General features: G+C 35.8%; 9 protein-coding genes. 2 read left to right on the plus strand and 7 right to left on the minus strand.

All coding sequences use genetic code 11. The annotated features are described in order from the left end of the window. Positions 1 to 146 precede the first annotated feature (146 nt). The 4 genes from CSEC_RS10785 to glgX form a co-directional block, all read right to left on the minus strand. The gene (locus tag CSEC_RS10785; RefSeq protein ID WP_041018497.1) at positions 147 to 959 is read right to left on the minus strand and encodes an F-box protein; all 813 of its coding nucleotides are present in this window, start codon (positions 957 to 959) and stop codon (positions 147 to 149) included. A gap of 60 nt (positions 960 to 1019) precedes the next feature. Then, a complete protein-coding gene (locus CSEC_RS10790; protein ID WP_041018498.1) occupies positions 1020 to 1835 on the minus strand; it encodes a hypothetical protein in 816 nt (271 codons plus the stop codon). 362 nt (positions 1836 to 2197) lie between these two features. Beyond that, positions 2198 to 2362, minus strand: coding sequence for a hypothetical protein (locus CSEC_RS13185; RefSeq protein WP_154017693.1), 165 nt, complete (start codon positions 2360 to 2362; stop codon positions 2198 to 2200). Between the two features lie 133 nt (positions 2363 to 2495). Then, positions 2496 to 4526, minus strand: coding sequence for a glycogen debranching protein GlgX (gene glgX / locus CSEC_RS10800; protein ID WP_041018500.1), 2031 nt, complete (start codon positions 4524 to 4526; stop codon positions 2496 to 2498). A gap of 168 nt (positions 4527 to 4694) precedes the next feature. On the opposite strand from glgX, the gene treY reads away from it, so the two are divergent. Then, positions 4695 to 7163 (plus strand): malto-oligosyltrehalose synthase, encoded by a 2469-nt coding sequence (gene treY / locus CSEC_RS10805; RefSeq protein ID WP_237559241.1) that lies wholly within the window; start codon positions 4695 to 4697, stop codon positions 7161 to 7163. A gap of 21 nt (positions 7164 to 7184) precedes the next feature. Here treY and CSEC_RS10810 read toward each other — a convergent pair whose 3' ends face one another. Then, positions 7185 to 8957, minus strand: a complete 1773-nt coding sequence (locus CSEC_RS10810; protein ID WP_041018502.1) for a glycosyltransferase family protein — start codon at positions 8955 to 8957, stop codon at positions 7185 to 7187. 200 nt (positions 8958 to 9157) lie between these two features. Then, a complete protein-coding gene (locus CSEC_RS10815) occupies positions 9158 to 9595 on the minus strand; it encodes a GatB/YqeY domain-containing protein (protein WP_041018503.1) in 438 nt (145 codons plus the stop codon). Positions 9596 to 9813: 218 nt separating this feature from the next. Here CSEC_RS10815 and CSEC_RS10820 point away from each other — a divergent pair, with 218 nt between their 5' ends. Beyond that, the gene (locus CSEC_RS10820) at positions 9814 to 12489 is read left to right on the plus strand and encodes an FHA domain-containing protein (protein ID WP_041018504.1); all 2676 of its coding nucleotides are present in this window, start codon (positions 9814 to 9816) and stop codon (positions 12487 to 12489) included. 15 nt (positions 12490 to 12504) lie between these two features. Here CSEC_RS10820 and CSEC_RS10825 read toward each other — a convergent pair whose 3' ends face one another. Then, on the minus strand, positions 12505 to 14043 hold the full coding sequence (locus tag CSEC_RS10825; protein ID WP_041018505.1) for a 4-alpha-glucanotransferase: 1539 nt from the start codon (positions 14041 to 14043) through the stop codon (positions 12505 to 12507). Positions 14044 to 14085 lie beyond the last annotated feature (42 nt).

The following is a 14085-nucleotide window of genomic DNA, read 5'->3' on the forward strand; positions in this document are numbered from 1 at the left end:
GTTCTCTGTAAGGGCTTTTTTTTGCCCTCAAGTTTTTTATATTTAGGCTATGAAGATTTTTTTTCACCTATTTTAATTAGTAAAAAAAAGTCTTCTTTCTTATATGTGAAGATTTTTCACTCTTAGATTAAATCGATCGAATATTTTTAGTTAAGTTTCCTAAGAAAAGGGATTTTTTTTAATTCGTTAAATACATCTTCAGAAATTTCAGCATCTGCGAGAAACTCTTTTGGATACGCGCCCCAACTTCCCCCATTCTTTATTAGAAATTTTATGATTTCCTGAGAGGCCCCTAGTTTAATGCACCATTCAATAATTCCTACTTCACCCCCAAGATAGGCGGGCAACTCTACATTGATAGGGGCTTTATGAGTGACTAAGGCTTGAATGGTTTCTAAATTGCAACCGGCTTGGATTGCAAGGGGAAGAATATAACTTTCTTGAGGGATAGACCTGGACATTTTTTTTAGTTTGCTAAGGGTAAATCGGAATGCGGCGTGTTTGGAAGTCAAACTTCTCTCATCGTTACAATAGGCATATATGGAGGATAGTTCAAACTCATTTTCCTCCTTAAACCAGTACGAAAGTTTTTTTTGCTTGATCGTGGGCTTTGAAAGGAGCGCTTCACTCACTCTTTCAATAGCTATTCTTAAAATAGATAAAATTTCTTTATTATTCTTTGGTTTTTCATAGCTTAGAGGAAAATATCCCGATACAAAATCAATCACCTCATGGATTTCTTTAAGAACTTCGTTATCTTTCGCGTTCCTTCGCACTCTTCCAAGAAGACTTTGAGCCAAGATAATAGCATATTCATTAGTCTTTAAGAGAAAGTTTACTATTTGATCAAAACGAAGGCAAACGAGGCGGGTAGTCTTCAGCTCATCTGGAGACAGATGAAAGAAAATCGCAGCTATTAGTTCATCTGGCACGACACTTGTATAATTTGGTGTTTCCATAATTATCCTTAAATTTTATTAACTAATTTGTTAATAACAGTAAGGAAAAATTATTATAACTTAAAAGAATGGTTGTGCCTGAAGCTCGGTGAGTTTATTCATTAAGGCTTCTTCTGAAAAAGGAAAAGCGGAGCCAAGCTTTAATTTTTCAGATCTCCAAAGACAAGATTGTTGATCAAGAAGAAACCCTTTGAAAAGGACAAGTCTAAGCGAGTCTATTGTAAGAGAGAAGTTCAAATGTCTTGAAAAAGCCTCTATAGTTCTTCTTAAGGTTAATTGAAAGGCGCTATTTTCTAACCCTTCTAAGGGTTTTGAATAAGCTATGACTGAATAAAAAACGTCATTTAACCCATGACGATGTAGAATTTTTCCTCGTTCATAAAAAAGGGATCTCATTTTTAAAAGAGAATTTTCTTTTGTTTTTCCAATAAGCAAAAATTGTCCTGACTCAGTAATCGTTAAAGAAGTTTCTCCATTAAACGAAATTTCGAAAGGGGGGCTATTTTCAATAATAGAGGGGGCGTAATCCATAAACGTCTTTTTTTCTGGCGACTTTGGTTTCCCCCTTTCTTCAAGAAGAGAACTAAAAAGTTTTTGAGGTTCTTTCTCTCTTTGTATCTCAATAAGAGTAGCGTGCACTTGAAAATCCGAATCATAAAGGACTAAAGCTTTTTCCAACTCAAAAATCACAAATACTTTTTTAATAAGTTCTTGGGCTTCCTGGATCAGATTTTTCATTCGAGAATCTTGAAAAGGAAGCCCCATGACAAGGGTCATCCCAGCATACAAACTTGCATAATTCTGGTTGGTTTTCTCAACCTCCTCTAGTTTAAACAAAGGCGTTTGAGATTGTGAAGAACTTTGTAAGATCTGCATGGATTTTCCGTACTATTAGAAAATTAATTATTAAAAATAGAATTTTTACTAGAAATAATAGAAAGCTATAACTCTATTGTTTTTTTATTGGGGATCTGGTCCTTCAAACCTTCTAAAATGAATGTCCTTTTTTGTCTTTACTCGCAAGCCGAGCTTATGACTTATCAGAAATTTATACAAAAATCAATCGCAGAAAAGCATTATTAGAGTTTTAGCTTTTGGTGCTGCAAGAGATTTTCTAATTAAAACCAATCCCGATCTTTTAATTCATTTAGAGGGGTTAGAAGAAATAGGTGAGGAGACTCATCGAGAAGTCTGATATTTTTGTCCCAGGTTTTGGATCCGCTATTTAATTGGAGATTTTAAAGAAAATAACCCAAAAGTTGAAAATTTTTCAATTGGCTACTATGAGCCTTTTCAATCTTTTCAAGACCATGCGTTTGCAAACAGACTTTTCCAAAGAGAAGAACCCATTTCTCTTGATGCTCTTTTAGACCCATGCTTTGGAAAGGTAAAAAATTAGACAAAGCTATTCTTACTATATACTTGGCAAGGCATGCCCAAATAAATTTCAATATTCAAAAAAGGCCTGCAGCTTTTGTTGTAATCATTTATCAGATGGAAAAATGTTCCATAAAAGAAATGACTTGGATAACTTTCTTAAAAAGCCTTAAGCAAAATCGAAGAATGTCTTTTTACAGGAAATCTATTTGAAGCAAGGACCGGGGCTTTCTCATCATCATCAAATAAATCATCCGGACTTGTATTGGCTGTATTGACAATCAAATACCATCGTTGGCCCTTTGGGGGCTGTGGGAGTTGTGCTTGCGTGTCTGTTTCGCAAGCATTAAAAGCCGCATAAAAATAATGACCGTTTTCACGATCATCTTTAAAAGTACAGGCGATAAATTTGGTTTCCTCTTCCCAGTTAGGAAAGTAGGGTTTTTTACTATGCCAATCAACATCTTCATTGGTTAGAAAACGACCCATTCTAAAAATAGGGTATTTTTTTCGTAAGGAGATTAAGCCTTTATAAAAGCGATAGTAATCTTTTTTAGCTTCAAGCTCATCCCAAAGGAACCAATTAAGATCATTATCTTGACACCAACTATTATTGTTGCCATAGCGAGTATGACCATATTCATCTCCCATAAGCAACATGGGAACGCCTTGCGACAGCATTAAAGCAAGGTGGAAATTCTTCATTTGACGAAGGCGAAGCCTTAAAATTGCGGGATCTTTGGTTTCACCTTCAACCCCTGAGTTCCAACTTAAATTATTAGGATTACCATCCCTATCATCTTCCCCATTAGCAGAGTTATGTTTTTGATTATAGGAAACAAGGTCTCTTAGCGTGAAACCATCGTGGGCAGTAATGAAATTTATCGATGCTTTTGGAGATCTATTCCCAAAAATATCATCCGATCCGCAAAACCGTCTCGCAAAATCGCGGTTGACACCTCTATCCCCCTTGATAAATCGCCGCATGGTATCGCGGTATTGATCATTCCATTCACTCCATCTCTCTTCATCAGGATTAAATTGACCAAGCTTATATAAACCCTGGACATCCCACGGTTCTGCGATTAATTTTGTGTCTGCAAGCAATGGGTCTTCACTGATCTCTTCAATAAGTGGAGATAGCCCCAAAGCTTCTCCTTTAGTTCCCCGATTCATGATGGTCGCTAAATCAAATCGAAAACCATCCACATGCATTTCAGAAACCCAATAATGAAGGCAATCAATGATCATTTCACGAACAATCGGGTGATTGGAATTAAAAGTATTTCCGCATCCTGTAAAGTCCATAAATTTGGATCTTGAGTCCAGCATGTAATAAACAGGTAAGTCGATCCCTTTAAAGGAAAGGGTTGGCCCAAATTCGTTTCCTTCGGCGGTGTGGTTGAAGACAACATCCAAAATGACTTCAATCCCATTTTTATGCAGTTCACGAACCATAGTTTTAAATTCTTTAACGCATGAAGCAAAATCTTTCGAAGCTGCATATCGGCTCATCGGGGAAAAAAAGTTTACTGTAGAGTAGCCCCAATAGTTAAATAGCCTTGACCCGTTAAAGATATTATAGCGTTTAAACTCGCACTCGTTAAATTCGTGGATCGGAAGAAGCTCAACGGCATTGACACCAAGATCTAACAGGTAAGGGATTTTCTCGATAATTCCAAGGTAGGTGCCTGCATCTTTGACATTGCTTGAGGAGTGTTTTGTAAACCCTCGAACATGCATTTCATAAATAATTGTTTCTTCCATCGGGATTTTGAGAGGCTTATCATTTTGCCAATCAAAAGAGGGGTCTTTTAAAATGCACCCAAGAGGCTGATAGGGAACTTTATCATCCCCCCATTCCTGTCTTGCAAAAACAGCTTTGGCGTAAGGGTCTAAAACAGGGGTTTCGACATTTTCATAAAATTTTGTATATCGGCCTTTTTGTTTAATCTTAAAAGCATAGCAGCTATTATCCGGAATATTTGTGATAAAGGTATGCCAAACATCGCCTGTTTTGTTATTGTTTCTATCGAAAACAAATTCGCCAATGACTTTTCTTTCTAAATCATAAAGCAGCAAGGTTACTTCTTCAGCATGCCTTGAATAAAGGGCAAAATTGACACCGCCTTCTTGAGAGCTCGCCCCATAGGGAACAGGATTTCCCTCGGATTGGATCATTTCCGCCATATTTTAAAGTCCCTAATTTTCTTAGATATCTAACATATCAAAAGTTTTTTTCATAATCGCAATTTATTTACCTATTTTTTTTTAATTGAGCTATCGTGAAGTTACTTAAAGCTACCAAAAATAAGTTAAATTTAAGCGGTTTATATTTAAGAGGTTGTTTTGCATCGCGTGCCTGTTTCAACCTATCGTTTACAGCTAAACTACCTATTTGGCTTAAGGGACTGTTTGGGGTTACTGGATTATTTTCAGGAACTTGGGGTTGATTTCCTCTACCTTTCTCCTTTGTTTGCAGCTCGGAAAAAAAGCTTGCATGGTTATGATGTCGTTGATTTTTCAAGTATCAATTCAGAAATCGGGTCAGAAGAAGACTTAAAAAAACTCTCGGAAGAATTAAAGAAAAGAGAGATGGGTCTTCTTCTTGATTTTGTCCCAAATCATATGTGCGTAGAAAGCTTAGATAATAAGTGGTGGCAAGATATCCTTTTTCGGGGTGAAAAATCTATTTACTCAAAAGTGTTTGATATCGATTGGCAATCTGAAAAAAAGGAACTTAAAGGTAAAGTTCTGGTTCCCTTCCTCGGGATTCCTCTAGAAAAAGCATTAGAGAAAGGGGAAATTGAGGTTAAGACTTTCGATAATACTCCAAAACTTTGTTATTTTGAGTCTCAATACCCCATTTGTGAAGAAAGCACTCCCTTTTTAAAAGCCTTTCCCGAACTTGTTTTTCGCCAACATTATTTGCTTTCAGATTTTCATCGAGGCTTTGTTGATCTTAACTATAGAAGGTTTTTTTATATTACTGATTTAGCAGCTCTTAGGGTGGAGGTGCCGCAAGTCTTCGATGCGGTTCATGAAATTCTCTTTAAGTGGATAGATAAGGGTTGGATTCAGGGTTTAAGAATAGATCACATTGACGGACTTTATGATCCAAAGGGTTATGTTAATAAATTAAAAGAAAAAAAAGACATTTATCTTGTGGCAGAAAAGATTCTTGGCTTTAAAGAAAAGCTCTCAACAGATTGGTCGTTTAGCGGTACCACAGGCTATGAATTTTTAGCTCAATCTCAAACGCTATTTTTAAAAAAAGAAAATAAAAATGCCATTCTTGAAACCTATCAAACCTTTACAAATGATTTTAGCTCCAAAGAAAAGATTGAAAGAGAGTCTCGCAAATTTGTTTTAGACCATCCTTTTCAATCTGAAGTGAATAGACTGATCAAAGAATTTAGTGCCTTGGATCTTGGGATTGACAATAAAATGGCTCAAGAAATTATTATGGAGCTTCTTTTATCCTTTCCGATCTATCGAACCTACCTAAGAAAAGGGGATTATCAGGAAGAAGACATGGCTATTTTGAAACAGGTGCTTAATGAACTTGAGAAAAAGTTTTTGTCACTTCCAAAAAAGCAATGGGAAGCTTTTAAAAGTTGTTTTCTAGACCAGGAAAAAGCTGAAAATGCTTTTGTCATGCGCTTTCAACAAACAACCCCCTCTGTTATGGCAAAAGGGATTGAAGATACGGCCATCTACCGATTTTTTCCTTTACTATGCTTATCGGAGGTGGGCCTTTCTTATGACTATTATGGCCAGGATAAAGATGATTTTCATGAACATAATCTTTGGGTGAATAGCTCGTTCCCAAACTCTCTTTTAGCCACTTCAACCCACGACAGCAAATATTCTGCCGATGTCAGATGCCGTTTATCGGTTTTAACCGAGATTCCTGAAATTTGGAAAGAAACCCTTTTTTCCTTCTCTGAAATGAGTGCGGGATATAAGAAAAATGGAACTCCGGACAAAAGGGAAGAGTATTTTATTTATCAGACGTTAATTGGCCTTTGGCCCTTACATGATCTCAAAGAGGATGAATGGCAATTTTTTCATGATAGGATTTGTCAATTTCTACAAAAAGCTATGAGGGAAGCTAAGCTTAAAACTTATTGGATTGAGCCTAATTTAGTTTATGAAAATGAAATAGAACAGTTTGTCAGCAACCTCTTACGGGACAAAACGTTTAAACAATCGGTTTATTCCTTTGTTCGAAAAATTGAAACGGCGGGCTTACTCAACTCTCTTTCTTTATTAGTATTAACACTAACCTCGCCCGGTGTCACAGATATTTATCAAGGGAGCGAAAGTTGGAATTTTTCTTTAGTCGATCCTGACAATCGCCAAAAGATAGATTTTAATAAGCTTAAAGATTCCCTTTCTGAAATTTTTAAAGTGGAAAATTTCGATCCCAAAAACCTCATAGGTGACTTAGAGAGCGGCAAAATCAAACAGTATCTTTTAAAAAAAGGGCTTCATTTTAGAAAAAAGCAGAAGGATTTATTCTTAAAGGGATCCTACATTCCATTAACGCTTTCCGGCTCTAAGGCAAATCAAGCGCTTTCTTTTTTAAGAAAAACTGAAGAGAAAGCTTTTATTACGACAGTTGGCAGGTTTTTTCAGAACGAATCTGATCCTTTAAAAATGGATTGGGAAGATACGGCCATCATTTTGCCGCAAGAAGAAAGCCATGCCTCTTTTAAAGGTCTTTTTTTTAATGAAGAAATCGAAGGGAATAAACTCTATTTGAAAGATCTTTTTCAATTACTGCCAGTCTCTATTTTAGAGAAGAGCTTTCAAAAGAAGTAAACTTCTTTTGAAAGCAATTTTTTAGCCTATTAATTGAGAAAGAGTTTCCTCTTTCAAAAGCTCTAATATCGCTTTTGCAATATGAGGATGGTAATCCTTGACAATCTCTTTTCCTTTCAAACTGACAATAAATCTAACAACAAAATTCTCCCACCGTTTTGAGAAATTTTTACCTTTAGACGGAAAAATTTTTCCAATAAGCTCAGAAAATATGTCCTCTTTTGAAAGCATTTTCTGTAAAACCTCTTTGACTTCGGGAATGGCATCTTCAATATTTTCTGAGTTAGAAATTACGGTTTTAATAATCTCTACATCCTCATCAGTTAGAATATTTTTTATAGCTTCAATAGCTTCTCGTTTACTCAATAGAATAATCAATTTATCAAATAACGAACCGCTGCCTTCCATAATTTTCTCAAACCTTTGAGCAAATTTTTTTAAAGAAGAAGGATCCCTTTTTTCTAACAGGGGTTCTCTTTGCTCAAAAATACGACAAACAGTGTTCATTAAGTTTATAGCAAATCTTTTTCCGGGGCATTCTATGGAAACTGGCCTAGGCCTATCTAAAGCAGCTTCAACTTGTTCAAGAAATTTTTCAGGGTCGATTTCTTCGCCAAATCCTTTTGCAATAGCAAAATCCATATTACCTGCTTCCCAAGGAAGCGCTTTATTGGCTTCGCCGTTAAATAAGGTGTAGATTTTGCTTGCGATAGCTTCATTAACAGTTGATCCGCCCGGCTTTGAAATCAAAAGGTTACCCATACGCATTAAAGCCGCAATGTATTCCCCGTCTTTTCGTCCAAGGGCATGAACTGCAACATTAGGGTTAGTGTGGCCTTCACAGGCTTTTATTGTGGATTCCTTTTTTTCTTCACCACCGCATAGAGCAATGACATGAACTTTTTCCTTGAAAGAGTTTTTGTGGTTAGCGATAGCTTTGGAGTAATCTTCAACAGCAGTCCCAACTCCTTGAGCACCCATCATAATAAGAACTACCTTATCCTCTTCTCCAATTCCAAGTTCGAGACGAATTTCATCTATTTTTTCCTGCATGTCTTTTGTTTTTTTTCCAAAAGCTTCCCGAAGTGGATAGCCTATAATCTCAAAATTTTCTTCATCGAATTGAGAACTTAGCGGTCCTGTTATTATTCTGTCAGAAAAAGGAAGACCGATGTGAAAGTCTTTCCCCGGGTTCTCTATGCCTCTAAAAAAGTGTCTTGCTTCGATGTCTGTTGTTAAAACGAACATGGGGATGCCGGCTTCTTTTGCAATTTCCCAAGTCATCCTATTTGCGATAGGAAATACACTGATAATGAGATCAGGTTTAAATTTTTCAATTTGGTCTATTAATACAGGTCTAACTTGGATAGGGGCTGCCGTAATTTCAGCGATGGGCTGAAGATAGGTTAGGACTTCAAGCATCCCGAGGTGTCCGCCCTTTTGAAAGGTATTAAACAGTTCATTGCCGCCCATTTCATCAAAAGAATGGTCAATTTTTACTTTAAAAAATTCTCCAAGTGCTTTTTTCACAGCCTCAGCTGATGCTAAGTGGCCGCCGCCGCCGCCGTTTGTCAAAACTAAAATTCGTTTTTTTTCATTTCCGAAGAAATCATACCATTTTTTAGAGGAGGGGTCCCAGGTATTTAAGGTTTGCATCTCTATAATTTCGGAGCCTAGGCTTAGAGTTGTTTCTAAGGCTTCTCCTCCAATCTGGTTTAAATTTTCACCATTTAAACTTCTTCCAATTAGGTTTGTAAAAGAAGAAGCAGCTTTTAAGACAAAATCATTAATCATATGTATTATCTTTGTGTTTTTTTATTAATTAACACACAAATTATAATAAACATCTTTAAAGATTGTATTAATATTTTATTTTATTTAAAATAATTATTATTAAATAAATTAATTGGAATAGTGTTACAAAATTGGGAAGAAAAGGGGGAGTTGAATGCCCGGGGTAGAAGCCTTGACCCCCGGAGCAAATGAGTAAAAAATTATTCCGAAAGCAACTGTTCGGCTATTTCCTTAGCTAATTTTCCATCTACAGTATTATTGATCTTCATGATGCTTTTCATAACAAAGCCAAGATCTTTTTTTGTCTTAGCTTCCGAATCAATAATCGCCTGTTCGACAATTTTTCGAGTTTCCTCGGGAGAGGGGGTTTTGGGTAAAAATTCCTGAACGATTTCGATCTCGCTTTTTAAGCGTTCGACAGCTTCTCTACGATTAGCAGAGTCTGATAGTTCCATAGCTTCTTTTAAACTGCCCAAATAAGTTTTAAAAAGTTTTATCACTTCGCTATCCGGAAGATTGCCCCTAGCATCGACAGTTAATATTTTAGACTTCAGCATGCGTAAAGTGTCGAGCCTTAATTGATCACGGTCTTTCATGGCTTGTTTGATATCTTCATTGATTTTTTCTATGAGTGTCATGAGCGTTCCTTTTATTAGTTTTTTTAAGGTTTATGTTCAAATGCCTTCAACAGCTTAAATAGCCTTATCATTTTTTCCCTAACCCAAAGTTTAGATTCTAAAAAAATTTCAGTAACAAAAAAAGATGGTTTGAATAACTAATTTATTTGATTCTTTAATGATTCTTAATGAATTTATTTTAAAATAAAAAGATAATTTAACAAAAATTAGAGATTTATATGCTGGATAATTCACTCGTCAATCCCTCTTTAACTTCTGAAAAATACACCAAAAAATTTAACTATTATGCGACGGCCCTTTGTAGTTATAAAGGAAATGATATAAGAATTTTTAAGTTTGATTCTGAGGATTCTATAGACCTAAATGGCAAAGTGGTAATTCAGATAGAGAAAATTACATTAAATAAGGCGCTTGAGAAGCTTAAAAAGAATTATGAAAAACTTTCTGAAGAGAAAAAGAGATCCTCGGAGGTAGCTGATAAAGTTAATAGAGTCCTTGAAAATAGCTACCTTAGAGGGGATAAGAGGCTTTCCTTCTTTGAACCTATTTTTAATCTTAAAGCTGAAGACTCTCTTCTTTTGAAACAACTCTTGGAAAATTTAAAGCTTAAAGAAGAAGAAACTTCTTTTTCAAAAGACGGTTTAAATTTTAGCAGCTATATCTTAAAGAACTCTCTAGTTTTAAAAATGATAGACTCTGATAAAACCGAAATCTGCTTCAAATTATATCCAAAAGCTAATGGCAAAGTTGAAATTATAGCCAAAGGTGAGCAAAAGAAAGTTTTAATCAAAAAATTAAAAATAGAGGGAATTTATGATGAGCTTGTGCCGGCAATTAAACAAGCGATGAAATCCGGTGTGATTGACGCCATGAATAACTCTTTGTGCGTTAGACTCGGGTTCACAAAAAATGAAATCCTTATGGATAAATCAGGGATTGAAATAGAGGTTCAGCCAAAATCTGAAATTCTGTCTTTTGCGCTAAGAAGAAATGAAAAAGAAACTTCTTTTACATTGATAAGAAGCGATAATGCAGTCTTCTTAAAAAAAGAACCGGAAGGTAAAATAATTTACCAAACTTTTTTTGAAAAGCTCACGCTTGAAAATATCCTTAAAAGGATGACTCAAGAATTTGATTGGAGTGAAGAGGCTCTTAAGGGAGAAAAAGAAGATGAGCATGAAAAAATCGCTTCCGATAAATTATTTTCTCTTATGGGAATTAGAAAAAACTCATTTGTTTCCTATGTCGATGGCATTAAAATAGGATTTTTTAAATTAGACGAAACTATAATTGCAATTAATGCCGAGTCTAAATTTGGAAAGCAGGGTCCATTTTTTGTATTGACTTTTGCTAAAGGAAGATTAGATCTATTTGATGTTACTACAAGAAGCCTCGTTTACAGGACTTCCCTTCAAGATTTTGATTTAGAGAAATTAAAACAAGTAGTCGCTTGCAACTCAAACATTGTCGATTCAAAAGACCTATTTGAATCCTCTGTTCTCAGGATGCTCGGTTCTATGGAGATAACTAAGAAAAAGCTTATAAAAAAGACGGTAGAACTAAGCATAGACCCGAAATCACGAGTGGGCGACTATAAAAAAGAGGGATATAGAAAAATTTATGCTCTCTTAGATGCCTATAAAGTAAGAGATAAAATCAAATTAGATGAATCGATGACGGTAGGGGAACTTTTAACAAAAATTAAAAAACTTAAAAAAAACGGTCTAACGGACTCTGTCGGTTTTAAAGCGATGAAATTGGTATTGGATGAATCCCTTTTAGCCAATGAAGCTCTATCCTTAGATGATAAGTCTCTTTTAGAAAAACTGATACAAAGAAACAAAGAACAGAGAAAAATCCAAAAAAAACAAGAGACTTTATTCGAAAATTGGGAAAAATATAAATCGACTTCCGATATCAAAGATAAGAAACATTTCCAGAAAAATAAATCTAGCCTTACTGAAAAAGTATTAGAAGAAGTACTTCGCCATGAAAATGAAGAGGTCGGAGTTCTTATTTCGACCGGATGGAAAGGTCATCATGTGAATGTTGAATGCCTTTATGAAAATGGCACCTATAAAATTATTATTGCAAATGCGGGGGATGGTTCTGAAACAAATAGACAAGTTTATGAAGCAAAAGGCCGTCATAAAACCCCTAGGTTAAATAAGAAAAAAGGAATTACCGTAAAAATCTTTGAAACAAAAGACAGGGAAATTTTTAGAAAAACATTAGGCAATGTTTTGGCCTTCGAAGGGGTTTGTTCTAAGAAGAAGGTTGAAACTAAATTTGATGCTCTCTTTGATGGTTTAACTCTTGTGGAAGATTATTCCATCCCTCCAAGGCCATGGCAGACGACATCAAACTGTGTGGTTCGAAATCAACAAGAGTCTATATTTTATATTTGCCAAAGAAATGATAGGGTGTCTCTTGCAAACCAACTCCAAAAAAATTTAGAAAAGAATCTAATCAATAGAGCGGCCTTAGTGGAATCTGAGTACCCTTCTTTGAAAGATGGGTTGGAAGCGCATAAAAAAATTCAGATTGAGCCTTTACGAAAAGGCTCTTGCACTATGGTTTTAAAGGACCATAGAAAAGATACGGTGCATTACATCCCCCTTGGAAATGGCATCAAAATGGTTCTTGGAAGAAAAGGGGATATGCGTGTTTCGGATTATAAAAAATCAATTTCAAAAAGGCATGCTGTTTTAGAAGAGAAAAAAGGAAAGTTTCTTCTCTCTCTTCATCCGAAGAGCCATTCGGAAGCAAGAGTTTATATTCACAGAAATGACAAAAAAATAAGTCTCAAAAAAGAGAGCAAGGTTAAAAAGATACCTCTTAACAAAGGGGATATTCTTTACTTTAACCATAAAGCTCAATTTTTGATAGTTTAACCGATTGATGCAGAGTTATTTTGAGACGGCATTCATGATAGCCAAAAGATCTTTATCGCTCGATATTTCTTCGACACTTGGCTTAAAGCGATAACACCAATTCGGATAGGAAAAATCGGCAGGGTTATTAATCCGCTCTTTGGAAGGGTCTTTTTTTGAAAGATGAGGAACAAAAGAAAGATATTCTTGCAAAAGATTGATGTGAAAAAGACTGGAACTTTTGTGGCTTGCTTCTAAAATTTGAAAAAGCAGATTTTCTGAGCTTTCGCTTAAGTCAAGATGTTCATCATGGCAGTATCTTTTAAAGTCATGAGGATGTGCTATTGCCCAGCCTTTCAAAGTCTCTGTGTCATGAGTCGACACCGTCGTCATGCTGATTTTAGAAAAAGAATTCAAGGGATGAAACTTTCCATGCAAGCCTTCTCTTTCCCATCTTAAAACCTTTGTCCCGGGTATTCCAAGATTTAAAAGAGCTGCCCTAACGCTATCCGGAACAACTCCTAGGTCCTCAGCTATGGGAAAAAGAGGCGATGCTTTTAAAAACTCAGATAAAATTTTTGTCCCCGTCGGAATCCAAAGCGATTCATCAGAAGGCAAGAAAACACCTTTTGTTGCCGGATCGCCTTTATTAATGGCCCAAATGCGAAATAATCCGACCAAATGGTCTAAACGATATATATGATAAAACTCGCTTGCGATTTTAAGTCTTTTTTTCCAAAAATCTAAAACTTTTTCAAATTTGTGTTCCCAATCATAAACAGGAAAGCCCCAGTATTGACCTTCTTCTGAAAATTGATCCGGAGGCGCTCCTGCGACTTTTCCTTTAATAAAGAGATCTTCATTTTCAAGGACATCGGCACTATCAGAGGAGAGAAGAATCGGGATATCCCCCTTGAGAAAGATTTGATTTTCTTCGGCGTATTCCTTCACTTGTTTTAATTGCTTAAAAGAAAGGAATTGCAAAAACGAAAAGAAATCCATTTCCTTTTGAAGGTTATTTTTATTTTTTTTAATTAAGAGCCATTTCTCGCGTTCAAAAACACCCAAATGCTCTCTTGCAGCTCTATATAAAGCGTAAGATTCAAGCCATGAAGAATGGTTTTGAGTGAATTTAAGGTATTCGGGCGAATTTGAAAGGGATGGAAAACATTTATCGAAGTATTCTTTTAAAAATTGAGTTTTTAGTTTTGCAACCTTTTCATAATCAATTATTTCTTTTTGCCAACCCGGTGGAAAGATCGGGTAGGGAGGATGCAAGTTTTTTAAAGGAAGGTCATGCAAGGATAAATGAATGGGGTTTAAGCCATTGGCAGTTAAAGCGCTGTAAGGGCTAGGAAGGCCTCCTGTATCGTTAAGTGGAAGCAACTGAATGACATCAAATTTTGTTCCTTTTAACCAATCGATAAGAGGGATTAAGTCTAGAAACTCGCCGATGCCTGAGCTTTTCTTGCTATGGAGAGAAAAAAGAGGAAGGACTATTCCATGGTGGGGACGAAAGCCGACTTTTTGCCATTGCTTTTTTGAAGGCAAGTTAGAAATTGGATCTGAGACCATTTCCTTTAACTCTTTAAAGTTCAAAACTTTTAAAATTTGTGT

The organism is Criblamydia sequanensis CRIB-18 (assembly GCF_000750955.1).
Taxonomy (GTDB): domain Bacteria; phylum Chlamydiota; class Chlamydiia; order Chlamydiales; family Criblamydiaceae; genus Criblamydia; species Criblamydia sequanensis.